Source organism: Pseudomonas sp. Irchel 3H7 (assembly GCF_900187605.1).
Taxonomy (GTDB): domain Bacteria; phylum Pseudomonadota; class Gammaproteobacteria; order Pseudomonadales; family Pseudomonadaceae; genus Aquipseudomonas.
Map to the genome: position 1 here is coordinate 18,441 of NZ_FYEA01000010.1, position 23,505 is coordinate 41,945.

Annotated in this window: 23 protein-coding genes; 14 read left to right on the forward strand and 9 right to left on the reverse strand. The window is 60.3% G+C overall.

The annotated features are described in order from the left end of the window. Positions 1-85: 85 nt before the first annotated feature. Entirely contained in the window at positions 86-601 is a 516-nt protein-coding gene (locus CKW38_RS19225; protein ID WP_095113569.1) for a DoxX family protein, read from the forward strand. Between the two features lie 3 nt (positions 602-604). Here the strand turns inward: CKW38_RS19225 and CKW38_RS19230 are convergent, their stop codons facing one another. Beyond that, positions 605-2,221 carry a murein L,D-transpeptidase gene (locus tag CKW38_RS19230; RefSeq protein WP_095113570.1) on the reverse strand — a complete coding sequence of 539 codons (1,617 nt, stop codon included), beginning with the start codon at positions 2,219-2,221 and terminating at the stop codon, positions 605-607. Positions 2,222-2,372: 151 nt separating this feature from the next. Between CKW38_RS19230 and CKW38_RS19235 the strand changes: the two genes are divergently transcribed. The 4 genes from CKW38_RS19235 to CKW38_RS19250 all read left to right on the forward strand — a co-directional run bounded on the left by CKW38_RS19235 (position 2,373) and on the right by CKW38_RS19250 (position 5,697). Beyond that, positions 2,373-3,083: a murein L,D-transpeptidase catalytic domain family protein gene (locus CKW38_RS19235; protein WP_038366118.1), complete on the forward strand. Its 711-nt coding sequence runs from the start codon at positions 2,373-2,375 to the stop codon at positions 3,081-3,083. A gap of 230 nt (positions 3,084-3,313) precedes the next feature. Then, a complete protein-coding gene (locus tag CKW38_RS19240) occupies positions 3,314-3,571 on the forward strand; it encodes a DUF2790 domain-containing protein (protein ID WP_038366121.1) in 258 nt (85 codons plus the stop codon). A gap of 9 nt (positions 3,572-3,580) precedes the next feature. Continuing rightward, a complete protein-coding gene (locus CKW38_RS19245) occupies positions 3,581-4,252 on the forward strand; it encodes a heavy metal response regulator transcription factor (protein ID WP_016985270.1) in 672 nt (223 codons plus the stop codon). Further along, on the forward strand, positions 4,249-5,697 hold the full coding sequence (locus CKW38_RS19250; protein ID WP_095113571.1) for a heavy metal sensor histidine kinase: 1,449 nt from the start codon (positions 4,249-4,251) through the stop codon (positions 5,695-5,697). Before CKW38_RS19245 ends, CKW38_RS19250 begins: the two co-directional genes overlap by 4 nt. 102 nt (positions 5,698-5,799) lie before the next feature. On the opposite strand, the gene CKW38_RS19255 is transcribed toward CKW38_RS19250, so the two are convergent. Continuing rightward, entirely contained in the window at positions 5,800-7,197 is a 1,398-nt protein-coding gene (locus tag CKW38_RS19255; protein WP_095113572.1) for an MFS transporter, read from the reverse strand. Between the two features lie 103 nt (positions 7,198-7,300). Here CKW38_RS19255 and CKW38_RS19260 point away from each other — a divergent pair, with 103 nt between their 5' ends. Then, positions 7,301-8,188, forward strand: coding sequence for a LysR family transcriptional regulator (locus tag CKW38_RS19260; protein WP_095113573.1), 888 nt, complete (start codon positions 7,301-7,303; stop codon positions 8,186-8,188). On the opposite strand, the gene CKW38_RS19265 is transcribed toward CKW38_RS19260, so the two are convergent. Then, positions 8,185-8,805, reverse strand: coding sequence for a cell wall hydrolase (locus tag CKW38_RS19265; RefSeq protein ID WP_095113574.1), 621 nt, complete (start codon positions 8,803-8,805; stop codon positions 8,185-8,187). The two genes, CKW38_RS19260 and CKW38_RS19265, sit on opposite strands and share 4 nt — an antisense overlap. 199 nt (positions 8,806-9,004) lie before the next feature. On the opposite strand from CKW38_RS19265, the gene CKW38_RS19270 reads away from it, so the two are divergent. After that, complete coding sequence (locus CKW38_RS19270) at positions 9,005-9,856, forward strand: CAP domain-containing protein (protein ID WP_095113575.1); 852 nt, start codon at positions 9,005-9,007, stop codon at positions 9,854-9,856. 361 nt (positions 9,857-10,217) lie between these two features. Here CKW38_RS19270 and CKW38_RS19280 read toward each other — a convergent pair whose 3' ends face one another. The 4 genes from CKW38_RS19280 to CKW38_RS19295 form a co-directional block, all read right to left on the reverse strand. Further along, positions 10,218-10,373, reverse strand: a complete 156-nt coding sequence (locus CKW38_RS19280; RefSeq protein WP_007918422.1) for a DUF2474 family protein — start codon at positions 10,371-10,373, stop codon at positions 10,218-10,220. After that, positions 10,360-11,376: a cytochrome d ubiquinol oxidase subunit II gene (gene cydB / locus CKW38_RS19285; protein WP_007918423.1), complete on the reverse strand. Its 1,017-nt coding sequence runs from the start codon at positions 11,374-11,376 to the stop codon at positions 10,360-10,362. The genes CKW38_RS19280 and cydB overlap by 14 nt, the downstream gene beginning before the upstream one ends. A 3-nt stretch (positions 11,377-11,379) precedes the next feature. Continuing rightward, the gene (locus CKW38_RS19290; RefSeq protein WP_095113729.1) at positions 11,380-12,783 is read right to left on the reverse strand and encodes a cytochrome ubiquinol oxidase subunit I; all 1,404 of its coding nucleotides are present in this window, start codon (positions 12,781-12,783) and stop codon (positions 11,380-11,382) included. Positions 12,784-12,889: 106 nt separating this feature from the next. Next, positions 12,890-15,214 (reverse strand): FdhF/YdeP family oxidoreductase, encoded by a 2,325-nt coding sequence (locus tag CKW38_RS19295; protein ID WP_095113577.1) that lies wholly within the window; start codon positions 15,212-15,214, stop codon positions 12,890-12,892. A gap of 354 nt (positions 15,215-15,568) precedes the next feature. Here CKW38_RS19295 and moaA point away from each other — a divergent pair, with 354 nt between their 5' ends. Then, positions 15,569-16,567: a GTP 3',8-cyclase MoaA gene (gene moaA / locus CKW38_RS19300; protein WP_007918429.1), complete on the forward strand. Its 999-nt coding sequence runs from the start codon at positions 15,569-15,571 to the stop codon at positions 16,565-16,567. Positions 16,568-16,603: 36 nt separating this feature from the next. After that, positions 16,604-17,500: a bestrophin family protein gene (locus CKW38_RS19305; protein ID WP_095113578.1), complete on the forward strand. Its 897-nt coding sequence runs from the start codon at positions 16,604-16,606 to the stop codon at positions 17,498-17,500. A 694-nt stretch (positions 17,501-18,194) separates the two neighbouring features. Here CKW38_RS19305 and glp read toward each other — a convergent pair. Beyond that, complete coding sequence (glp, locus tag CKW38_RS19310) at positions 18,195-19,400, reverse strand: gephyrin-like molybdotransferase Glp (RefSeq protein WP_007918936.1); 1,206 nt, start codon at positions 19,398-19,400, stop codon at positions 18,195-18,197. Continuing rightward, the gene (gene moaB / locus CKW38_RS19315; protein WP_007918937.1) at positions 19,397-19,936 is read right to left on the reverse strand and encodes a molybdenum cofactor biosynthesis protein B; all 540 of its coding nucleotides are present in this window, start codon (positions 19,934-19,936) and stop codon (positions 19,397-19,399) included. Before moaB ends, glp begins: the two co-directional genes overlap by 4 nt. Before the next feature lie 289 nt (positions 19,937-20,225). Between moaB and CKW38_RS19320 the strand changes: the two genes are divergently transcribed. The 5 genes from CKW38_RS19320 (at position 20,226) to moaE (ending at position 23,337) form a co-directional block, all read left to right on the forward strand. Continuing rightward, a complete protein-coding gene (locus tag CKW38_RS19320) occupies positions 20,226-21,125 on the forward strand; it encodes a LysR family transcriptional regulator (RefSeq protein ID WP_007918939.1) in 900 nt (299 codons plus the stop codon). Between the two features lie 171 nt (positions 21,126-21,296). Further along, positions 21,297-22,142, forward strand: coding sequence for a formate dehydrogenase accessory sulfurtransferase FdhD (gene fdhD, locus CKW38_RS19325; RefSeq protein ID WP_095113579.1), 846 nt, complete (start codon positions 21,297-21,299; stop codon positions 22,140-22,142). Continuing rightward, positions 22,139-22,624 carry a cyclic pyranopterin monophosphate synthase MoaC gene (gene moaC, locus CKW38_RS19330; protein WP_007918944.1) on the forward strand — a complete coding sequence of 162 codons (486 nt, stop codon included), beginning with the start codon at positions 22,139-22,141 and terminating at the stop codon, positions 22,622-22,624. Before fdhD ends, moaC begins: the two co-directional genes overlap by 4 nt. Then, on the forward strand, positions 22,621-22,872 hold the full coding sequence (locus CKW38_RS19335) for a MoaD/ThiS family protein (RefSeq protein WP_007918946.1): 252 nt from the start codon (positions 22,621-22,623) through the stop codon (positions 22,870-22,872). Before moaC ends, CKW38_RS19335 begins: the two co-directional genes overlap by 4 nt. Before the next feature lie 3 nt (positions 22,873-22,875). Continuing rightward, complete coding sequence (gene moaE, locus CKW38_RS19340) at positions 22,876-23,337, forward strand: molybdopterin synthase catalytic subunit MoaE (protein ID WP_095113580.1); 462 nt, start codon at positions 22,876-22,878, stop codon at positions 23,335-23,337. The last annotated feature ends 168 nt before the right edge of the window (positions 23,338-23,505 follow it).

Genomic DNA, 23,505 nt, shown 5'->3' on the forward strand with positions numbered 1-23,505 from the left:
ATTCCCCATCCTGCCGACACATCACCGATACACCCCAAAGCTGAAATGACCCGGTCGATTTCACTCAATTCACCGGAGACGCCTCATGACCACCACCCTTTCAACTGCGGTCAAATCCCTGCACCTGAACCTCGACCGCGCCGGCACGTGGATCGCCCCACTGACCCTGCGCCTGTTCATCGCCTGGGAATTCTTCGAGTCCGGACTGGAGAAATTCAACGGACAGAACTGGTTCGAAGACATCCAGGACAAATTCCCCTTCCCGTTCGATCACCTGCCGGCAACGCTCAACTGGGAATTGTCGATGTGGGCCGAACTTATCTGCGCACTGGCGATTCTGGTGGGCTTCGGCACGCGGATCTCGGCGATCTCACTGATCGTGGTCACTGTTGTCGCCACCGCCGCCGTGCACTGGCCGGCTGACTGGTCGTCACTGAGCGAGCTGGCGCAGGGGTATGCGATCACTAACAAAGGCTTCGGCAACTTCAAGCTGCCGGCGATTTACCTGGCGGCGCTGCTGCCGCTGGTGTTCGCTGGCGCTGGCAAGTTGAGTGTCGATGCGTGGTTGGCGCGGGTGTTCTGGAACCGGAGCACCCGCTGAGGCTCAATGCGCCCGATCAAGGCCGGCGAGCAAGGCGCTGTCACGGCTGTAGATGTCCGGTGAGTAACGCACGCGGCCGCTGCTGTCGACCTGTGCCGTCCAGTAAGTCATCAGGATCGGCACCGGCGCTGACAGGCGAAATTCGTGGGTGGTGCCGGTGGCCAGCAGGGTTTCGGTGCGGGCCTTTTCTGCGGGTGTGAGCAACAAGTCGCGCAATTGCATCGGATGCTCGACCCGCACGCAGCCGGAGCTGAAGGCGCGCGGGCCTTTTTCGAACAGCGCCTTGCTCGGCGTGTCGTGCAGATACACCGAGAACGGGTTGGGGAAGCGGATGACCATTTGCCCCAACGGATTACGCGGCCCGGCATCCTGACGCAGCATGATGTTGCCGGGGTTGTCCCAGTCGATGTCCGCTGCCGCAAGCGGCTGACCGTTGGCGTCGAGCACTTGCAGGTTCTGGCGGCTGAGGAAGGTCTGGTCCTTGCGGATTTCCGGCAGTTTGTCTTCTTTCCAGATGGTCGGCGGCACGGTCCAGGTCGGGTTCAGGGTCAGGCGTGTCACCCGGGATTTGAGCAACGGCGTCTGGCGCTCGGCGCGGCCAACCTGAGTGCGCGTTTGCCACACCGCCACGCCGCCCTGATACAGCGTCAGTTCAGCGGCGGCGACGTTGACCAGCAAGCCATTGGGCTCCAGGTCCTGGGCCATCCAGCGGAAACGCTCGAGGTTGACCCGCAACTGTTCGCGGCGGGTCAGCGGACTGATGTTGAGTTCAGCAATCGTTCCCGGCCCGACCACCCCGTCAGCCTGCAAGGAATGGTTGGCCTGAAAACTCTTCACGGCGTCGACCAGCACGCCGTCATACGCATTGCCGGGCGTGCCAATGATCTGGGTCAGATAGCCCTCGCTGTACAGACGCTGGGCCAGTTCCGGTACGCGTTTGTCTTCCATGGCCGGGCGCAGCAGCGGCCCGTTGCCCACCGCTTGCCATTGCGGCAAGGTTTTGAGCCGTTGCGCCGCATAGAGCTGACGCAGGTCCTGATATTGCGCCAGACGCGGACGGGCAAGGTCGAACGCAGCGGGAATGTCGTGCAGGCCGGGAACGGCGATGGCCAATAATTCCGCCTGACGGTCGCGCGGAGTGGCGTCGGCATGCCACAGCGGTTCGAAGTGCGATTGCAGCAGGAGACCGTAGTGCAAATCCTGCAGGGCCTGGAGATAGTTGCGACTGATGTCGATGTCGGCACACAACTCGCCATCCTGAGGCGCCGTGGTGGCGATCGGATAGTTTTTTGGATTGAGGCCATCATCGGCCAACAGCTGTAATTGCGCATGCAACACCGGCAATCGTGCGGATTCGTTAGCCCACACCGGCATCCAGTCCTGCTGCTGGTAGAACGCTTGCAGTTGCGTCAGCGCCGGGCCGTTGAGGCGCGTGGCAATCGCCGGACACGACTGCGCCAGACTGATCAACACTGCCTGCAACGGACTTTGCGGCTCGACCGGCATTTCCGCCGGTGGTGTTGGCAATGTCTCCAGCGGTGGCAGCGGCTCATCGGCACAAGCGACAAACGGCGCAGCGAGCAAACAAATGCTCAAGTAGCATGCGTACTTTTTGAACAACTGCTTTACTCCAATCCATGGCCGTCTAGATGATGGCCAACCTTACATCAGGTGCGCTGAACAGTCAGGCTCGATCTGCGGGCTTGCGGGTATTGACTGGGAGTCAGGAGCCAAAGTGCCAAATATGTAGCAAGTGAGGACACTTTATAAAATGTTGACGTTTTTGCGCCGACTTCTGCTGACTGCCACCGCTATCGTCGTGACCAGTCCAGTTTTTGCCGCCGGCAAACCATCGCCGGTTCTCTACACCAGCCTCGCGCACGCCGCGCCAGAACTCAATCCCCAAGCGCTGAAAGGTGCTTTGAACGCCATGCAATGCGCGGTCAACAACGGTGCGAAACCGTCCCGCCATCTGGCGATCATCGACTATTCGCAGCCGTCCACCGAACGCCGACTGTGGATTTTCGACCTCAGTAAAAAGAGGTTGGTGCTGCGCGATCTGGTCGCCCACGGTTCCAATTCCGGGGAAAACTTCGCCACGCAGTTTTCCAATGTCGAAGGCAGTTACCAGTCCAGCCTCGGCCTGTTCCGCACGCAAGAAAGCTACAGCGGCACCCACGGTTATTCGCTGCGCATGGACGGTCTGGAGCCGGGTTTCAATGACATGGCCCGTGATCGCGCCATCGTCATTCACGCGGCCAGTTATGTGAATCCGCTGTGGAGCAAGAAACAGGGGCGCATCGGCCGCAGCCAGGGTTGCCCGGCGGTACGGCCACAGATTGCCAAACAGGTGATCGACCGCTTGAAGAACGGCCAGTTCATGTTTTCGTGGTACCCGGATCAGCGCTGGTTGAAGTCTTCGCCTTATCTGAACTGCCAGCCGCAGCAGGTGGCGAGCATCCTCAATACCCACGCGAGCTGACCGACCACCACAAATCCCTGAAGGAGCTGCCGAAGGCTGCGATCTTTTGACTTTGACTTTTAGAAGCAAGATCAAAAGATCGCAGCCTTCGGCAACTCCTACAGGGAGATTCGCAGTCACTTTCATTACAACTTTGTCATTCAGCTGTCGGTTTGCCGTGCGGATCGCTCGGTAGCCTGAAGTTGTCCCGGCGCCAATGCCGATCAACTTTGACCACTGAGTGACTGATCATGAAAAGCCTCCTGCTCGCCTTCACCGCCCTCCTCGCCACCGGCAGCGCGTTCGCCGCGAACATGCCCGACACCGCCGTGATTCATGACAAATCCGGCTTCTACGTCAATCTGGATGTCGACAAAGTCCTGTCCAGCACTGATATTTCACAAGCGTGTGGCGTGGTCCCGGCGCAATTGAATTATCTCGACCATCAGGGCCGCGAGCATGTGCTGGACTATCAGGTACAAGGCAGCGGTTGCATCAATGACCATTGAGACTGATCGATGAATATTCTGGTTGTCGAAGACGAACCCAAGGCCGGCAATTACCTGCTCAACGGATTACAGGAACTGGGTTACAGCGTCAGCCTCGCCCGCGACGGTGCCGACGGGCTGCACCTGGCGCTGGAACACAGTTTCGATGTGATCGTGCTCGATGTGATGATGCCGAAAATGGATGGCTGGGAAGTCCTGCGCCGGTTGCGCAAGGAGGCTGACACGCCGGTGCTGTTCCTCACTGCTCGCGATGACATCGCTGACCGCGTCAAAGGCCTGGAACTGGGCGCTGATGATTACCTGATCAAGCCGTTTTCCTTTGCCGAACTGGTGGCGCGCCTGCGCACCCTGACCCGGCGCGGGCCGATCCATGAAGACGAACAGTTGCAAGTGGCCGACCTGCAGATCGACGTGCTCAAGCGCCGCGTGACGCGGGCCGGGGTGCGCATCACGCTGACCAACAAGGAGTTTGCGTTGTTGCAATTGTTCGCCACCCATACCGGGCAGGTCCTCGCCCGTTCGCTGATTGCCTCTCGGGTGTGGGACATGAATTTCGACAGCGACACCAATGTGGTCGATGTCGCCGTGCGCCGCTTGCGGGCGAAGATTGATGACCCATTCCAGCTCAAGCTGATCCACAGCGTGCGCGGCATCGGTTATCGCTTCGATACACAACCATGAGCAGACGCCGTCCGTACTCGCTGACCCTGCGCCTGGCGCTGGTGTTCGCCCTGCTTGCGTTCGCTTCGCTGGCCGGCCTCGGTGCCGCGCTGTACAACGAACTGGAGCAACAACTGATTCGCCGCGATGACATCTCACTGGTCAGTCGCGTCGATCAATTGCGCACCTTTCTCAACGACAGCAACACCCTGGAGCTGATCAAGAACAAACCGGCACTGTTCCAGAACATGCTCGGCAACCGCGAAGCACTGCTGACCATCGGCGCGCCGGGGCAACCGCCGCTGCTGGTGGTCAACCCGGGCAATCTGAACGCCCCGACGTTGCCAGCAGTACCCATCGATCATGCGATGACGCTGAACGATGTGCAGCATCTGCCCAGCGTCGACGGCGTACCGTTTTCGGCGGTGGCAGCCAGTATCGATTCAGGTGAACTGGGCAGCTTGCAAGTCACCACCGGGCGCCTGATGAGCGAGCGCACGGCGATGCTCGCCAATTACCGTTTGAGTGTTTATGGCCTCGCCTCGCTGGCGGCGCTGTTACTGGCGGTGGTCGGTTGTTTGCTGGTGTATCGCGGTTTGCTGCCGTTGCGGCAACTGGCGAAGCACGCTCATGGCATTGGTGTCGGCAACCTTGGCGAACGCCTTGCCAGCAGCGGTGCGCCACGAGAATTGCAGCCGATGATCGAAGCGTTCAATGCCATGCTTGACCGCCTCGCCACGGGTTTTGCGCAATTGAGTCAGGTGTCCACCGACATGGCCCATGAGCTGCGCACGCCGATCAATAACCTGCTCGGCGAAACCCAGGTCGCGCTGCAGCAGCACCGTAGCATCGAGGCCTATCAGCAATTGCTCGCCTCCAACGTCGAGGAGCTGGAACGCCTGACGCGGATGCTCGACAACATGCTCTTTCTGGCGCGCACCGATCCGGCCAGTGCCTTGAGTCAGCGCCAGGAACTGGATGCAGCGGATGAGATGCAGCGCATTGCCGATTATTTTGAAGGATTGGCGGCTGATGTCGGGGTATGCATCGAGGCGCGCGGCAGCGGTGTGATCTGGGCCGAGCCGATGCTGTTGCGCCGCGCGTTGGCCAACCTGTGCGCCAATGCGATCAAGTACGGCGCGGCGGATTCGACGGTGCAGGTGGAAGCGATTGCCGAGGCGGATGGCAGCTATCTGCGGGTACGCAACCACGGCACAACCATTGCGCCGGAACATCTGGCACGACTGTTCGAACGTTTTTACCGGGTCGATCAGTCCCGTGAACGCTCGGCGCAATCCAATGGTCTGGGCCTGTCGATTGTCGCGACCATCATGCAGTTGCATCAGGGCCGCTATAGCGTCAGCAGTGTCGATGGCATCACCTGCTTCGAATTGTTCTTCCCCGCCCGGCAATCACCTTCATCGACTTTTCCGCCGTCATCGCTGGCAAGCCAGCTCCCACAATGATTGGCGCTGAATCCAGACTTCCGGCCAACCCAAAACCCTGTGGGAGCTGGCTTGCCAGCGATGAGGTCAGCTTGATCAACATCAACTTTCCCTGACCCGCAGCTACCGCGAGCAGGTCGAATCGGCGCGCTGTCGCTCCCACAGCTTGATCTCGGCTCGGCTGATGATCAGGGCTGTCAGCATCAGTGCTGAGGCGACGCCGAAAGTGATATGCAATCCACTGGCAATCGCCGTTGCCGGCGCTTGCGTCGGATCCCCCGCCGCCAGCGCAAACACCGCACCCATTACTGCCGCCCCGGTAATCAAGCCAAGATTGCGCGCCAGCCCGAGCATCGCCGAAACCACGCCGCGCTGCTCCTGACGAACTCCGGCCATCAACCCGGTGTTGTTCGCCGCCTGAAACAGCGCATAGCCAACGGCGACCACTGCAATCGGCAGCAAATAGGCGGGCAACCCCAGACTCATCGGCAACAGCGCCAGCAAGCCACAACCGCAGGCCATGCCAAGCAACGCGCCCGGCACGATCCGGCGCGCGCCGAAACGATCCACCAGACGCCCGGCCGGCACACCGCCAAACGCAGACAACAGCGGTCCGATCGATAACGCCACGCCGACCATTGTGCTGCTGAGACCCAAACCCCGGTGCAGGTAAAACGGCCCCACCACCAGCGTGGTCATCATCACCGTGGTCACCAGCAACGTCAGCGTCAGACTGCTGCTCAATCGCGCGTCGCTAAACAGCGACAAACGAATCAGCGGCGACTTGGCCTTCATCTCGACCACGATGAACAATCCTGCGCCGCCCAGGCTGGCCAGCAGCAAGGGCACGGTGAAACCTTCAAGGGTCATTGCCAGCGCATAGGCCGCCAGCGTCAAAACCAGCACCACGCTGCCAGAATAATCGAACGCGACTCGCGGCCCTGTTGCCCGATCCGCCGGCAAATAGCGGTACACCAGCCACGCATTGAGCAAGCCCAGCGGTACGTTGAGCAAAAATATCGCCTGCCAGCCGATATGCGTCATCAACAGCCCGCCCAGCGACGGCCCGAGACTGGTGCCCGTCGCCGACATTGTTGCCAGCAACCCCATCGCGCTGCCCGCCCGCGATTTGGGCACCGCATCGGCCACCAACGCCACGGTCAAGGCGAACATGATCGCCGCGCCGACGCCTTGCACCGCTCGCGCACCGATCAGCCAGCCCAGTCCCGGTGCCAGCGCGCAGGCCAACGAAGCGCTGGTGAAAATGCCGATCCCGATCAACAGCAATCGACGTCGACCAAAGCCATCGCCCAGCCGCCCGACACTGACGATCAGCGTGGTGATCGCCAGCAGGTAAGCCAGCACGATCCATTGCACCTGTTGAAACGTCGCCTCGAACGCCGTCGCCAGAATCGGCAACCCTGCGTTGGCAATACTGGTGTCCAGCGACGGCATCAACATCGACAGGGCCAGACTGGTCAGCGCCCATCGGGCCGAAGTGCTCAGGGATTCTTGGGACATGGCAGGCTCACAGTGCAAAGGTGACCGGCCATAGCCTGAGCCTCGACAACACACGGCGCAAGACGCATGCTTTGCACTCAATACCTGCATGGAACGCCATGTCATGAGCGCCCCGGATCTGAACCTGCTGATTACCCTCGACGTGTTACTGCGTGAAGGCAGCGTCGCCCGCGCCGCCCAATGCTTGCGGTTGAGCCCGTCGGCCATGAGCCGCGCCCTTGCCCGTCTGCGCGAAACCACCGGAGATCCGTTGCTGGTGCGAGCGGGTCGTGGCTTGGTGCCAACACCCCGCGCATTGGAATTACGCGAACGAGTCAGCCATCTGGTGCAAGACGCCGAGGCGGTTTTACGACCTGCCGAAGTGCTCGACCCCGGCCGCTTGCAACGCACCTTCACCCTGCGCAACACCGACGGTTTTGTTGAAACCTTTGCCGCCGCTCTGCTCGCGCGGATCGCCGAAGAAGCACCCGGCGTGCGCCTGCGTTTTGTGCAGAAAGCCGACAAGGACAGCACGCCGTTGCGCGAAGGCCGTGTCGATCTGGAAACCGGCGTGGTCGACGACAGCACCGACCCGACGCTGCACAGCCGCATCCTGTTTCAAGATCAGTGGATCGGTGTAGTGCGTGAGGGGCATCCGTTGAGCGCGGGAAAAATAACCAGCAAGCGCTTTGCCGGTGGCCAGCACATTCTTATCTCCCGACGTGGGCGCAGCAGCGGCCCGGTCGACGAAGCACTGCTCGCGTTCGGACTGACGCGGGACATCGTCACCTCGTTCGGTGGCTTCTCGGCAGCGCTGACGCTGGTGCGGGAATCAGACCTGATTGCCACCGTTCCACAACGTCATACGAGCAAACTGCGCACGGGCCTGCACAGTTTCGCCCTGCCCTTCGCGATGCCGGACATCAGCGTGTCGATGCTCTGGCACCCGCGCATGGACGCCGACCCGGCGCATCGCTGGTTGCGCGATTGTGTGCGGCAGGTCTGCGCTTAACGCGCGTCGTCACCCGCTGGTTTGTAGAAGAGGAATTTTTTCGTTTCGGCAGTCTTGCGGTACTCCTTGGCCCAGCTCGGATGCACGTTGCGGTCGTGGAAATACAGCGCGCCGTTGGTGCGATCCTTGAGTTGGCGGTTCAGCGCTTTGCGGGCGATGTCCTTGGCCAGTGTGTATTCGGCATCTTCCTTGACCTGATCCGGACGCCCGTCGCACCACCAGGAAAACTGGCAGCTCTTGGTTTCCGAGCCTTGTTTGACGACAGCGCATACCGTATCGGGGAAACCTTCGTGGCCGAGGCGATTCATCACCACACTGGCCACGGCCTCCATTTCCGGCGTGTCTTTGCCTTTGGCTTCCCAATAGATACTGCGCGCCAGGCAAGTGATCGGATCATCCAGCGGCGCGGCGCCGACCGGGTCCACTGCCTGCACTTCGGTGGGGGTAATGGCTTCGGCTTTCGGTGCCGGTGCGGCGCTGACTTTGTCCGCCGCTTTCTCTTCCAGCACTTGGGCTTTTTCTTCAGCCTTCGCTTTGATCGGGGCCTGATCGGTGGCCCAAGCAGAGCCTGCCAACAGGGTGAATACGAGACAACCCGCCCAGCCTTTCAATCCCATGTCTGTTCTTCCGGCAGCGCCCGAGTCGGGCAAGGTGTTACGTCGGGGAGACACCCGGTTTCCGGGGCCTTCGGTGAGTGTAGACGGCAAATCCATCGGCAAAGTTGCGCAGAAAAACCGCTGAATGAAGAAAAAAGACATTGCACTCCCCGGGGGCCTTTCGCGCATCATGGGCGCATTCAGCTCCAGGGAGATTTCCATGCGCTTCATGCCATCCGTTTTGCGTCTTGCCGTTTTGTCCGTGAGCGTTATGTTTGCCATTCCGGCCATGGCTGGCGATGAATCGCAACTGATCGAGTCGATCAACAGCTACCGCAGCCAGCCGCAGCGTTGCGGCAGTCAGGCGTCGAATGAACTGCCACCGCTGTCAGCTGATCCACGGCTGAGATTACGCGCTACCGGTGCCGTCGATCTGCAGCAAGCCATGGCCAGCGCCAGTTACCCGATGGTCAATGTGCAGGCGATCACGCTCAACGGCCCGCGTGATGCGGCGTCGGCGATGAAGGCAATTCAGGAAAGTTTCTGCCAGGTGGTGCTCGATCCGCAGTTCGTCGATGTCGGTGTCAGCCGCGATGACCGTGACTGGCGCATCGTGCTGGCGCGGCCGCTGCTGTCGGCCAAGCTCGGTGACGCGCAAAGTGAGGGACAGAAGTTGCTCAGTGAACTCAATGTCGCCCGTAGTCAGGCGCGTCAGTGTGGTGGTCAGGCGTTCGCCGCTGCCGCACCGCTGGCGTGGAACGCGACGCTGGGCACGATCGCCCAGGATCACAGCCGCGACATGGCCAACAACAACTACTTCGACCACAAGGACCGCGACGGCCGTACTCCCGGCGATCGCGCCGAACTCGCCGGCTACAGCGGCCAACAGGTCGGCGAAAACATCGCCGCCGGACAAGACACCGTGCACAAAGTCGTCGAAGGCTGGCTCGCCAGTCCCGGCCACTGCGCCAACCTGATGAACCCGCAATACCAGGAACTCGGCGCCGCCTACGCGACCGACCCGAAAAGCAGTGCCGGGATCTACTGGACCGCGATGTTCGGCGCCCAGTAACTCAAATCTCAAACACACCGCCCCCACAGGGGCTTGAGTTGATCAGTAGATCTTCGGCCAAACCGAGATCCAATGTGGGAGCGAGCCTGCTCGCGAAGAGGCCCTTACATTCAACATCAACATTGTCTGACCTGACGCCTTCGCGAGCAGGCTCGCTCCCACAATGATCGGTGTAATGCTCATCATCCCTGAACAACACAAAACCCTGTGGGAGCTGGCTTGCCAGCGATGAGGCCCGCCCCTTCAACATTGATGTCGACTGACCCACCGCTATCGCTGGCAAGCCAGCTCCCACAGGGTCAGCAGTCGCTCGGAAGATTGAGGCAATAAAAAACCGCAGCCTGGCTGCGGTTTTTCAGGCTCAGTGGGTCCTCATCCCCGCTGCATACATCGCCAGTTTCAGCACACTGGCGACCACCGCCAGCGACACCACGCTGCCCAGCCAGATCAACAACAGCCAGCCCAGACGCTTGTACCAGCGGCTGTTCTTCACTTCGCGCGAATCAATGGTAGCCATCGCCAATCCTCACTTTGCCGCGGAATACGTAGTAGCTCCAGAAGGTATACATCAGGATCACCGGCAGGATGAACAGTGCACCAATCAGTGCAAACAATTGGCTCGACGGCGGTGACGCGGCGGCCCAGATGCTCACCGACGGTGGGATGATGTTCGGCCAGATACTCAGCGCCAGGCCGATGTAACCGAGCAACATCAGCACCAGCGTAAACACGAATGGCCAGTGCGTATGGCGCTGACGCAACGTACGCAGCAGCCCGAACAGCGCCAGCAACGCCAACACCACCAATCCGGCAAACACCTGCAGATGCCCGTGTGTCGACCAACGTGTCGCCAGCTCCGGATGCAGTTGCAGGGTCCACACGCCGATCACCAGCACCATCGCCATCAACAGCAAGGCCAGCGGCCGGGTGAACAGACGCATCCGCGACTCCAGCATGCCTTCGGTCTTGACCAGCAACCACGTACTGCCGAGCAACGCATACGCGATCACCAGCCCCACGCCACACACCAGCGGAAACGGTGCCAACCAGTCCAGACCGCCGCCGGCAAACTGCCGATCGACTACCGGAATCCCGGACACGTACGCGCCAATCACCACACCCTGGGAGAACGTCGCCAACAGCGAGCCACCGATAAACGCCTTGTCCCACCAATGACGTTTTTGCGGCGAAGACTTGAAGCGAAACTCAAACGCCACGCCACGGAAAATCAGCCCGCAGAGCATCAGGATCAGCGGCAGATACAACGCCTCGAGAATCACCCCGTACGCCAGCGGAAACGCGCCATACAACGCCGCGCCACCGAGCACCAGCCACGTCTCGTTACCGTCCCACACCGGCGCGACGGTGTTCATCATCACATCGCGTTCCTGCTCATCCGGGATCAGCGGAAACAGGATCCCCAGGCCCAGATCGAAGCCGTCCATGATCACGTACATCATCACCCCGAAGGCGATGATCACTCCCCAGATCAACGAGAGATCGATACCTTGAATACCCATGACTCAATGCTCCTTCATAGGGGCGGTAGCCGCCGAAATCGGTCGACGCGGCGCCTGCAACTCATCGCCCGCAGGCGGATGTTCGTGGTGCGGCTGCGGGCCTTTTTTCACCAGTTTCATCATGTAGCCGATGCCCACGCTGAACACGGTGAAATAGATCACCACGAACAGCGCCAGCGACGTGCTCATCTGCGCCACCGAGTGATGCGATGCCGCGTCGTGAGTGCGCAACAAGCCATAAACCACCCACGGCTGACGCCCGACTTCCGTGGTAATCCAACCGGCCAGCAGCGCAATCAGCCCGCTCGGCCCCATCAACAACACCAGTCGCTGGAAGCCGCGATGCTGATAAAGCTTGCCGCCCCGGCGCAGCGCCAACCCCAGCAAACCAACGAGGATCATCAACATCCCCAACCCGGCCATGACGCGGAAGCTCCAGAAAATCACGGTCGAATTCGGCCGGTCTTCTTTCGGAAAGCTCTTCAGCGCCGGGATCTGCTTATCGAGGCTGTGGGTGAGGATCAGGCTGCCGAGATAGGGAATCTCCAGCGCATACTTGGTCTTCTCCGCCTGCATATCAGGGATGCCGAACAGCACCAGCGGCGTCGGGCCGTTGTCGGCGTTTTCCCAGTGACCTTCGATGGCGGCGATTTTTGCCGGTTGATGTTCCAGCGTGTTCAAGCCATGGGCGTCACCGACCACTGCCTGGATCGGCGCAACGATCAACGCCATCCACAACGCCATGGAAAACATCTTGCGCACCGGCGCCGTGTTATTGCCGCGCAGCAAATGCCAGGCAGCCGAGGCACCGACGAAGAACGACGTGGCGACAAACGCGGCAATCGCCATGTGCGCCAGCCGGAACGGGAACGACGGGTTGAACACGATCGCCAGCCAGTCCAGCGGCATCACCCGACCGTCGACGATTTCAAAGCCTTGCGGCGTCTGCATCCAGCTGTTGGACGCAAGAATCCAGAACGTCGAAATCAACGTACCGATGGCGACCATTACCGTGGCAAAGAAGTGCAAGCCACGGCCGACACGGTTCCAGCCGAACAGCATCACCCCGAGGAAACCGGCCTCAAGGAAGAACGCAGTCAGCACTTCATAGGTCAGCAACGGCCCGGTGATGCTCCCGGCAAAATCCGAGAAGCCGCTCCAGTTGGTGCCGAACTGGTACGCCATGACCAGTCCCGAAACCACGCCCATGCCAAAATTGACCGCGAAAATCTTCGACCAGAAATGGTAGAGATCACGGTACGTGTCATTACGGGTTTTCAGCCACAGGCCTTCGAGTACCGCGAGGAAACTCGCCAGGCCAATGGTGATCGCCGGGAAAATAATGTGGAACGAAACCGTGAACGCGAATTGAATTCGCGCCAGGTCCAGTGCCTCCAGATTGAACATGATGATGTCCTCATCCAGGCTGAAAAGCGGCAGCACGAATCCGGGCCACCGCCAGACGCGAACGCCTGCAGCCAGTCAAATTGCTATGGTTTTTATGAGTCGCGGGTTACGCCAGCGACGACGGGATCAGGTTGCTGACCTTCGCGGCTTCGAGGCGGATCGCGACGAACTTGGAGGTCGGCGTATACGTGCGGTCGCCGTAGCTTTCCAGCGGTACCAGCGGGTTAGTCTCCGGGTAATACGCCGCTGCCTGCCCTGGCGGAATGTCGTAGGCAATCAGGGTGAAACCGCTGACCCGACGCTCGCGCTCGTCATCCCACAGCGCCACCAGATCAACCTTCTGCCCCGGTTCAAAGCCCAGGCGCTGGATGTCCTGCTCGTTGGCGAAGATCACATCGCGCATGCCGTAAACACCGCGATAACGGTCATCGAGGCCATACAGCGTGGTGTTGTACTGATCGTGGGAACGCATGGTTTGCAGAATCAGATGCGGCTTGACCGGCAGGTTGCGCACGCCCTCGCTGATCAAGTGCTCGGGCAGCACGCACGGGGTGAATTGAGCCTTGCCGCTGGCGGTGTTCCAGACCCGATCCGAAGCGTCGTTACCGAGGTGGAAGCCACCCGGAATCAGCAGCTTTTCATTGAAGTTTTCGAAGCCCGGAATCACGTCGGCAATCAGGTTGCGGATGCGCCCGTAGTCGCCCACCACCCACTCCCAATCGATCGGGTGCTTGCCCAACGTCGCGGCGGCGATCCCAGCAATGATCGCCGGCTCGGATTTCAACTGCGCCGACTTCGGTTTCAATTGACCGAACGACAAATGCACCATGCTGAACGTGTCTTCGACGGTCACGCCTTGCGGGCCTTCAGCCTGGATATCGATGTCGGTACGCCCGAGGCATGGCAGGATCAGCGCGTCGCGACCGGTGACCAAATGGCTGCGGTTGAGCTTGGTCGCGATATGCACGGTCAGGTCGAGTTTGCGCATGGCCGCGTGGGTGCGCGGGGTGTCCGGCGTGGCTTGGGCGAAGTTGCCGCCCAGACCGATAAACACCTTGGCTTCGCCACGTTCCATGGCGCCGATCGCCATCACCGTGTTGTGGCCGTGCATGCGCGGCACGTCGAAGTTGAAGCGTTTTTGCAGCGCGTCCAGCAAGTCCTTCGGCGCCAGTTCGTTGATGCCCATGGTGCGGTCGCCCTGCACGTTACTGTGGCCGCGAACCGGCGACAGCCCCGCGCCCGGACGGCCGACGTTGCCGCGCAGCAGTTGCAGGTTGATGACTTCCTGCAGGGTTGCCACTGAATGCACGTGTTGGGTCAGGCCCATGGCCCAGCACATGATCACGCTTTTGGCGCGGCCATACATGCGCGCGGCCAGTTCGATGTCATGCAACGGCACGCCGGACTGCTCGAGAATGTGCTCCCAACTTGTCGCCTCGACTTCAGCCAGATAGCTGTCGAGCCCTGTGGTGTGCTCGGCAATGAACGCACGATCGAACACCGGCTCGCCGCCCGTTGCCTGCGCTTCGCGCTCCCACTGCAGAAGGAATTTGACCATGCCGCGAATCATCGCCATGTCGCCGCCAAGGGCCGGACGGAAGTACGCGGTGTTGGTCGCTTCCCAGCCGTTGCTGAGCATTTCGATCGGGTTTTGCGGGTTCTGGAAACGCTCCAGGCCACGCTCTTTCAATGGGTTGATGCAGACCACTTGGGCGCCGCGCTTCACCGCTTCACGCAACGGTTCGAGCATGCGCGGGTGGTTGGTGCCGGGGTTCTGGCCGATAACGAAAATCGCATCGGCGTGATGCAGATCCTCGTAGACCACGGTGCCTTTGCCGACACCGAGGGTCTCGATCATGCTCACCGCACTGGCTTCGTGGCACATGTTCGAGCAGTCGGGGAAGTTGTTGGTGCCGAAGGCGCGGACGAACAATTGATAGAGAAACGCCGCTTCATTGCTCGCACGGCCGGAGGTGTAGAACTCGGCCTCGTGCGGCGATTTGAGGTTTTTCAGATGATCAGCGATCAGCGCAAAAGCATCTTCCCAGCTGATTTCCACGTAGCGGTCGACCCGCGCGTCGTAGCGCATCGGGTGGGTCAGACGACCCTGATATTCCAGCCAGTAGTCGCTCTGCTCGGCCAGGCTCGACACCGTGTACTTGTTGAAGAACGCCGGGTCGACCAAACGCCCGGTCGCTTCCCAGTTCACCGCTTTCGCGCCGTTTTCGCAGAACTTCAACATGCTCGCGCCGGGCGCTTCACCCCAGGCACAACCCGGGCAGTCGAAGCCGCCGTTCTGGTTGGTCTTGAGCATGGCACGGATGTTTTTCAGGGCGTTTTCGCTGCCCAGCCAGCTTTTGGTCAGGCTGATGACAGCGCCCCAACCGGCAGCGGCGCCTTTGTAGGGTTTGTAACGGTCGACTTGTGACATGGGACTCTCCATGACGATGCACACAGGCATGAACCTGATTCGGTTAAACAGCGACGGCCGACTTTCAAGGTTGAAAAGGGGTCGTTGGGTTTGCCGGGGCAAGGATATGAACCGTTACAAAACATTGTCTAATCGCTATTAATGACCGACTTATCGAAAGCATCTATCACGGATTAAAACCCTTTATTTACGGGGCTTTGCGAAACTAACGAAGCAACTTTTTGCGCAAAATAATTCATCATCGACGGCATCAATCAGCTGTTCATTAACAGTGATTGGACGGCACTTAAAGTTAGCCATAACCTGCGCTGACCAAACTCCTTCAACCGGGGTTTTCATTCCTGCGAGGCTGTCATGTCAGAGCGTGTCTTGATCGATGGTTACAACCGCCGCGTCGACTATCTGCGCATGTCGGTGACCGACCGCTGCGACTTCCGCTGCGTCTATTGCATGGCCGAAGACATGCAGTTCCTGCCACGGCAACAAGTGCTGACGCTGGAGGAAATCTATCAACTGGCGCAGAGCTTTGTGGCGCTGGGGACGCGCAAGATTCGCCTGACCGGTGGCGAGCCGTTGATCCGCCCGGGCGTGGTCAAGCTCTGCGAGCAGATCGCCGCCCTGCCCGGCCTGCGCGAACTGTGCATGACCACCAACGGCTCGCAACTGGGCAAACTCGCCGCGCCGCTGTTCGACGCCGGGGTCAAACGCCTGAACATCAGCCTCGACAGTCTTGATCCGCAGCGCTTCAAACAGATGACCCGCACCGGCGATCTGGCGCAGGTGATCAACGGCATCGATGCTGCGCGCAAGGCCGGTTTCACCCGCACTAAACTCAATGTCGTGGTGATGCAGGGCCGTAACGATCAGGAGATCAACGATCTGGTCAGCTTCGCCATTGACCGTCAGCTCGACGTCTCTTTCATCGAAGAGATGCCGCTGGGGATCATCAGTGAACACAGTCGCGCCGAGTCGTTTTTCTCCAGCGCCCAGGTGCGGGAAAAGATTGCCGAACGCTATACCCTGATCGACTCGGCCGAGTCGACGCAAGGCCCGTCGCGCTACTGGCGGCTGGCCGAAGCGCCGGAGATTCGTCTGGGTTTTATCTCACCGCACAGCCACAACTTTTGCGGCACCTGCAACCGCGTACGCCTCACCGTCGAAGGGCGCCTGCTACTGTGTCTGGGTAACGAGCATTCGGTGGATCTGAAAGCGCTGCTGCGCGCCCACCCGGGCCAACCGCAGCGGCTGGAGAAAGCCATTGTCGAGGCGATGAAGCTCAAGCCGTATCGACATAATTTCGAAGTGAACGACGATGTTCAGGTTGTGCGCTTCATGAACATGACCGGCGGCTGATCCCGCCAGTTTCATCGGTTATCGGAACCGCACAGCATGATCATCAGACCCAAGGTCAACCAGTTCGCCATCCTCTTCACCCTTAAGGGTTCGATCGCCAAGCGCATTGCCCTGCGCACGTTGATGGTCACTCTGCTGGCTTCGGCCATCGTGCTGGTGGAAATCCTCCATCCGAGCAACTTCACCAAGGTCAATGCCACGCCGTTTACCTTGCTCGGTTTGTCGCTGTCGATCTTCATGAATTTTCGCAACAACGCCTGTTATGACCGCTGGTATGAGGCGCGTAAAGCCTGGGGCGAAGTGATCGTGCACATTCGCTCGGTGATTCGTGAAACCCATGTGATCCGTGAATCGGCTGAGCGCAAGCCGTTGTTGCTCAATCTTTGTGGTTTTGCCCATGCGTTGAACGCGCGGTTGCGTAAAGAAAGCGAAGCGGATGCGAGCAGCCAATGGATCATGCCGAAACCTGATCCGCAGACGCCGGATTACAGCGGCCGCATTTTGCAGACGGTTGGCCAGCAGTGTTCCGATCTGCACCAGAACGGTGAGCTGACTGAGTGGCGCTACATGTTGCTGGCCAATCACCTGACCAGCCTGACCCAGGCGCAAGCCGTGTGCGAACGGATCAAGACCACGCCGCTGCCGTTTCCTTACACGCTGTTGCTGCACCGAACGATTTATCTGTTCTGCATCCTGCTGCCGTTCGCCATGGCCGAACCGCTGGGCTGGCTGACACCGCTGTTCACGGCGATCGTCAGCTACACGTTCTTTGGCCTCGATGCGATTGCCGATGAACTGGAAGACCCGTTTGGCCGCGACGAAAACGACCTGCCGACTGATGCGCTGGTACGCACCATCGAGCGCGACATCCTCGCCGAACTGGGCGCCGAAGTGCCGCCGGCGCTGAAGCCAGTGGATTATGTGCTGAGCTGATCCGTACACCTCAAAACCCTGTGGGAGCTGGCTTGCCAACGATGAGGCCGTGTCAGCCAACGTCAATGCCAACTGACCTGCCGCCATCGCTGGCAAGCCAGCTCCCACACGTTCTGTGTACATCCTCAACATCAAGCATCACCACAAATCATTGTGGGAGCTGGCTTGCCAGCGATGAGGCCGTGTCAGCCAACGTCAATGTGACTGACCTGCCGCCATCGCTGGCAAGCCAGCTCCCACAGGTTCTGTGTACATCCTCAACATCAAGCATCACCACAAATCATTGTGGGAGCTGGCTTGCCAGCGATGAGGCAGTGTCAGCCAACGTCAATGCCAACTGACCTGCCGCCATCGCTGGCAAGCCAGCTCCCACACGTTCTGTGTACATCCTCAACATCAAGCATCACCACAAATCATTGTGGGAGCTGGCTTGCCAGCGATGAGGCTGTGTCAGCCAACATCAATGCCAACTGACCTGCCGCCATCGCTGGCAAGCCAGCTCCCACAGGTTCTGTGTACATCCTCAACATCAAGCATCACCACAAATCATTGTGGGAACTGGCTTGCCAGCGATGAGGCCGTATCAGCCAACGTCAATGCCAACTGACATGCCGCCATCGCTGGCAAGCCAGCTCCCACACGTTCTGTGTACACCGCGGATATTGATGCCCCCACAGTTTGATTGGTGGTGAGGTCAGAAGAGTTCGTTGAACGGGATAAAGCGCAGCGGGTCGCCGAGGTTGTGCGTGCTGTTCTCGGGGATTTCCACCAGGCCATCGGCCCAGGTCGCGCCAAGCAGGACGCCGGAGCTTTGATTGGGATAGAGCACCGCACGCCCCGCCTCCAGCCTCACCCGCAGGTATTCACGGCGGCCGCCAGCCTTGTGCCAGTCGAAACCTGCATTGACCGTAAAACTCAGCGGCATGACATCTTCCACACCCTGAATACGCAGCAAATACGGCCGCGCCAACAAGCCAAACGTCACCAGCGCCGAGGTCGGATTGCCCGGTAAACCAATCACCGGCACCGTGCCAAAATGCCCGACCGTCAACGGTTTGCCAGGCTTGATCGCCAGTTTCCACAACAGCGGTTTGCCGCTGTCGCGCAGCACTTGCCCGAGGCAATCGGCATCCCCGGCTGACACGCCGCCCGTAGTCAGAATCAGATCAACGCTTACTTGCAGTTGCTCAAGTTTGAGCCGCGTCTGCGCCGGGCGATCCGGGAGGATGCCGGCGTCGATCACCTCGCAGCCCAATTCCCGCAACCAGTGGCCGAGCAATACGCGGTTGCTGTTGTAGATGCTGCCGGGGCGCAACGGCTGACCCGGTTCGACCAGTTCATCACCGGTCGACAGCAGCGCCACACGCGGGCGACGCACCACGTGCAGTTGCGCCAGCCCTTGTCCGGCGGCGACTGCCAGTTCGAACGGCCCAAGGCGCTTGCCGGCGCGCAGCAGGATGTCGCCGACGCGATTTTCCTGACCTTGCGCGCGGATGTTCTGCCCCGCCTTCAGCGGCTGCAAGAAGCGCACGCGGCCGTCCTCCAGCACTTCGACGTTCTCCTGCATTTCGACGCAGGTGGCGCCGGGCGGCAGCGGCGCGCCGGTAAAAATCCGTGCGCAGGTGCCGGGCAGCAACGTGTCCGGTGCCAGCCCGGCGTAAACCTTCTGTGAGACCTTCAGCGGCTGTCGGTGCAGATCGGCGAGATTGAGCGCGTAACCGTCCATGGCACTGTTCGGCCACGGCGGCAAGTCGAGGGTCGCCACCAGATCACTGGCCAGCACCCGCCCACGCGCATCGTCGAGCGCCAACAGTTCGCTGTCGGCCAGACGTTGCTCATTGGCCATGCACAGCAATTGGTCGAGGGCGTCCTCGACCGGCATCAACGGTGCTTTGCTCATCCGCGTGACCCGCAGGCTTGCACGGCTTTCAGGTGCGGGACGAAGTTGCATGGGCGATGACGGTTGTCCAGCTGCTCGGCAAGAATGCCTTCCCACGCCGTGCGGCAAGCGCCGGTCGAGCCCGGCAGGCAGCACACCAGCGTGCCGTTCGACAGCCCGGCCAGCGCGCGGCTTTGCACGGTGGATGTACCGATATCCAGAATCGAAATCGCCCGGAACAGTTCGCCGAAGCCGTCAATCTGCTTATCAAACAAGCAGGCCACCGCTTCCGGCGTGCTGTCGCGACCAGTGAAACCCGTGCCGCCGGTGATCAGCACCACTTGAATACCTTCGTCGGCAATCCAGTTCGCTACCTGAGCGCGGATCTTGTACAGATCGTCCTTGAGCAAGTTGCGCTCGCTCAACGTATGACCGGCTTCCAGCAACCGACTGACCAGCAACTGGCCCGAGGTATCGCTGGCGTAATCGCGCGTATCGCTGACCGTCAGCACGGCAATATTCAGGGGGACAAACAGGGCATCGGCTTTGGCACTCATGGCAGTTCTCCGGCAGCAGTCAATCAACATTGCCGAGCAGCCTAAGTGCCACTTATGAGTACTGTCTAATCACTCTGGCCAACCACATTATCGACCGGCTCTATCGGTGCCTTTCACGTTGTTCAGGGCCAGTAAAACCGGGCCTGATAGAGCTGATCGATAGTGCCTTAAATACTTCCGATTGGACGAACAACTGTTCAAGTGAGATCGTCGCACCCTGCGCGTTTCGTGCGTCTCGCGCATCCGCGTCAATACTCAATCAAAAAATCCCCATCGAGCAGGTGCCATCGTGGACATCAAACAACTCAAGTTCCTGATCGCGCTGGACGAAACCCGCCACTTCGGCCAGGCCGCCGCACGCTGCCACATCACCCAACCGACGTTGTCGATGCGCCTGCGTAATCTCGAAGATGAGCTGGATCTGGTGCTGGTCAACCGTGGCCAGCGCTTTGAAGGGTTCACTCAGGCCGGCGAACGCGTGCTGGCCTGGGCGCGCACCTTGCTCGCCGCGCATGACGGTTTGTTCGCCGAAGCGGCGGCGTGTCGCGGGCAACTGGTGGGTAGCTTGCGTCTGGGTCTGGTGCCGCTGAGCAGCTTCAACCCGGTCAATTACATTCAGGGTTTGTCGGGGACGTATCCGGAGTTGAAGTTCAGCCTGTCATCGCTCAGTTCCGACGAGATCATCGCCGGGCTGGGCAACAATCAGCTTGATCTGGGCGTCTGCTATCTGGACCACGTCAACCCGAACTATTTCGAATTTTTCGAAATCGGCGAGACCCGCGTCGGCCTGCTCTACGACAACCGCCACTTCCATTTCGAAGGCTCGGAAATGAGCTGGGAAGACGCCGCCGAGTTACCGCTGGGGATGATCACCGCCGGCATGCATTACCGTAAATCCATCGACTTGAGCTTCCGCAGCCGTGGGCTCAGCCCGCAGCCGATCATGGAAAGCGACTCGACCTATCAGCTGTTGCAGGCGATTCACCAAGGCTTCTGCTGCGCGATCATGCCGCTGGACAGCGGGCTTGAGGAGCCGATCGAGCACCTGTCGTTCATGCAGTTGCCGGATGCCAGCGTGCTGGCGCCGCTAGGCCTGGTGATGCGCAAGACCGAGCCGCGTTCGGCGATTGCCGAGAAGTGTTTTGCCGAGGCGCGGAAGTTGTTTGGGGTTGAGGTTTCTGCCGAATAAGCAAGGGTGAATGTCCCGGCCTCATCGCCGGCAAGCCAGCGATGGGGCCTGACCAGCCAAGACAAATCCTGGTTGATCGACCAAAGCAATCACCACATCGGAACAAGCGATTGGACGCACTTTTAACGCCCCCGTAGCCTGAACACTCTTCAGCGCTTCGGGACTTTTCAGATGCTCTGCCACGTCGAAACCCTCACAGAATCCACCAGCGAACCCAACGCCCCCGCGCCACAACCGGCGCAAGTGGCGTTTCGCGAATACCTGCCCGCCGCAGCCATCTCCCACGCCGCGCTGGCTTCGGAAATCGCCCTCGCCATCACCTACAACGGCCTGAGCCAAGCGGTGATGATGGTCTCGCCCGGTAACCTCGAAGACTTCATCCGTGGCTTCAGCCTGAGCAACGCGATCATCGACAGCGTCGACGAGATCTACGACATCCGCCTCACGCATTTCGATCAGGCCTGTCAGGCCGATGTGCAGATTTCCAGCCGGGCGTTCTGGGCCCTCAAGGATCATCGTCGGCAAATGACCGGCACCAGTGGCTGCGGCATCTGCGGCGTCGAAGCGCTTGAGCAGGCGTTGCCGCAACTGCAGATTCTGCAACCGTCAGCACTGCCGCCGGCCGAACATTTCGACGGCATCCGCCAACGCATCGAAGCCGCTCAACAACTGGCGCGCAGCAGCGGTGCCTTGCATGCCGCGCTGTACTTCGACGCCGACGGTGAAGCGCTGTTGTGCCGCGAAGACATTGGCCGCCACAACGCCCTCGACAAGCTGATCGGCGCGATGCAACTCGATGCCATCGACGCCGCTGAAGGTTTCGTCGTGGTCACCAGCCGTTGCAGCCTCGAACTGATTCACAAAGCCGTGCGCGCCCGCCTCGGCACCCTCGTCAGTCTGTCCGCGCCTACCGCGTTGACCGTGCGCTGGGCACTCAAACACCGACTCAATCTGATCCATGTACCGCACCGCAACGCCCCGCGAATTTACAGCCCGATCCAGGAGTTTTCCGCATGAGCCACACCCTCACCCACCTTGACGATCAGGGCCGCGCCAACATGGTCGACGTCAGCGACAAAGCCGCGACCCGCCGCGAAGCCAGCGCGCAAGCCTGGGTGCAGATGCGCCCGCAAACCCTGCAAATGATCCAGGCCAACGGTCACCCGAAAGGCGATGTCTTCGCGGTGGCGCGGATCGCCGGCATCCAGGCCGCCAAACGTACCCACGAGCTGATCCCGCTGTGTCATGCGCTGCTGCTCAGTTCGATTCACGTCGAACTCACGGCCTGCGAACCGGACCGCGTGCAGATCACCAGCACCTGCCGCCTCACCGGCCAGACCGGCGTCGAACTCGAAGCGTTGACCGCCGCCAGCGTTGCCGCGTTGACCATTTACGACATGTGCAAAGCGGTGGACCGGGCCATGGTTATCGGCGATATCCGCCTGCTCAGCAAACAGGGCGGTCGCTCGGGACACTTTCAATGGGAGGACGCGCAATGATCCTGATCAACTACTTCGCCAGCTACCGTGACCGGCTCAATCTGGGCGGTGAAAAAATTCCGCTGACTGACACGCTGGGCTGCGTGGAAGACGTGCGGCAAATGCTCATGCAGCGCGGCGATCTGTGGCGTGAAGTGCTCGGCGCCGGCAACCTGATGTGCGCGGTGAATCAGGAGTTGTGTCAGCCGAGTCAGGTGATTGAGGATTTCGATGAAATCGCGTTTTTCCCGCCAGTGACCGGAGGTTGATCGATGGCTATTCGCGTCCAGCACAAAAGCTTCGACGTCGGCCAGTTGACGGCTGATCTGCACGCGCGCAATCCACGGGTCGGCGCGGTGGTGAATTTCGTTGGTTATGTGCGTGATCTGAATGTTGGTCAGAGCGTGAATGAATTGTTTCTGGAGCACTATCCAGGCATGACCGAAAAAGCCCTCGAACAGATCGCCGAAGAGGCCCGCGAGCGCTGGCCGCTGTTGGGTGTGGAGATTGTGCATCGGGTCGGTGCGTTGTCGGTGAGTGAGCCGATTGTGTTTGTCGGGGTCAGCAGCAAGCATCGGCATATGGCGTTCGAGGCGTGCGCGTTCATCATGGACGTGCTCAAGACCCGTGCGCCGTTCTGGAAGCGCGAGACTACGCCTGAGGGTTCTCACTGGGTCGAGGGCCGTGAGAGCGATAGGGATGCGGCGTTGCGCTGGAGCCTGGCGCATGCCTGAAAAGCAAAAGCCCCTCACCCTAGCCCTCCCGAAACGTCGGACCGCCCCAAGGGAGAGGGGACTGATTGGGGGATATTGCAGAGATTCACCGACTTGAAAGATTGGCTCTGAATCCATAATCGACTCGATTTTTCAGGTCGATGGATAACGCCAGACACCTCGGTCGGC

Bases quoted from the DNA above. Each gene is read 5' to 3' on its own strand.
- CKW38_RS19225 (WP_095113569.1), top strand. From the start codon at position 86: ATGACCACCACCCTTTCAACTGCGGTCAAATCCCTGCACCTGAACCTC.
- CKW38_RS19235 (WP_038366118.1), top strand. From the start codon at position 2,373: ATGTTGACGTTTTTGCGCCGACTTCTGCTGACTGCCACCGCTATCGTC.
- CKW38_RS19240 (WP_038366121.1), top strand. From the start codon at position 3,314: ATGAAAAGCCTCCTGCTCGCCTTCACCGCCCTCCTCGCCACCGGCAGC.
- CKW38_RS19245 (WP_016985270.1), top strand. From the start codon at position 3,581: ATGAATATTCTGGTTGTCGAAGACGAACCCAAGGCCGGCAATTACCTG.
- CKW38_RS19250 (WP_095113571.1), top strand. From the start codon at position 4,249: ATGAGCAGACGCCGTCCGTACTCGCTGACCCTGCGCCTGGCGCTGGTG.
- CKW38_RS19255 (WP_095113572.1), bottom strand. From the start codon at position 7,197: ATGTCCCAAGAATCCCTGAGCACTTCGGCCCGATGGGCGCTGACCAGT.
- CKW38_RS19260 (WP_095113573.1), top strand. From the start codon at position 7,301: ATGAGCGCCCCGGATCTGAACCTGCTGATTACCCTCGACGTGTTACTG.
- CKW38_RS19265 (WP_095113574.1), bottom strand. From the start codon at position 8,805: ATGGGATTGAAAGGCTGGGCGGGTTGTCTCGTATTCACCCTGTTGGCA.
- CKW38_RS19270 (WP_095113575.1), top strand. From the start codon at position 9,005: ATGCGCTTCATGCCATCCGTTTTGCGTCTTGCCGTTTTGTCCGTGAGC.
- CKW38_RS19280 (WP_007918422.1), bottom strand. From the start codon at position 10,373: ATGGCTACCATTGATTCGCGCGAAGTGAAGAACAGCCGCTGGTACAAG.
- cydB (WP_007918423.1), bottom strand. From the start codon at position 11,376: ATGGGTATTCAAGGTATCGATCTCTCGTTGATCTGGGGAGTGATCATC.
- CKW38_RS19290 (WP_095113729.1), bottom strand. From the start codon at position 12,783: ATGTTCAATCTGGAGGCACTGGACCTGGCGCGAATTCAATTCGCGTTC.
- CKW38_RS19295 (WP_095113577.1), bottom strand. From the start codon at position 15,214: ATGTCACAAGTCGACCGTTACAAACCCTACAAAGGCGCCGCTGCCGGT.
- moaA (WP_007918429.1), top strand. From the start codon at position 15,569: ATGTCAGAGCGTGTCTTGATCGATGGTTACAACCGCCGCGTCGACTAT.
- CKW38_RS19305 (WP_095113578.1), top strand. From the start codon at position 16,604: ATGATCATCAGACCCAAGGTCAACCAGTTCGCCATCCTCTTCACCCTT.
- glp (WP_007918936.1), bottom strand. From the start codon at position 19,400: ATGAGCAAAGCACCGTTGATGCCGGTCGAGGACGCCCTCGACCAATTG.
- moaB (WP_007918937.1), bottom strand. From the start codon at position 19,936: ATGAGTGCCAAAGCCGATGCCCTGTTTGTCCCCCTGAATATTGCCGTG.
- fdhD (WP_095113579.1), top strand. From the start codon at position 21,297: ATGCTCTGCCACGTCGAAACCCTCACAGAATCCACCAGCGAACCCAAC.
- moaC (WP_007918944.1), top strand. From the start codon at position 22,139: ATGAGCCACACCCTCACCCACCTTGACGATCAGGGCCGCGCCAACATG.
- CKW38_RS19335 (WP_007918946.1), top strand. From the start codon at position 22,621: ATGATCCTGATCAACTACTTCGCCAGCTACCGTGACCGGCTCAATCTG.
- moaE (WP_095113580.1), top strand. From the start codon at position 22,876: ATGGCTATTCGCGTCCAGCACAAAAGCTTCGACGTCGGCCAGTTGACG.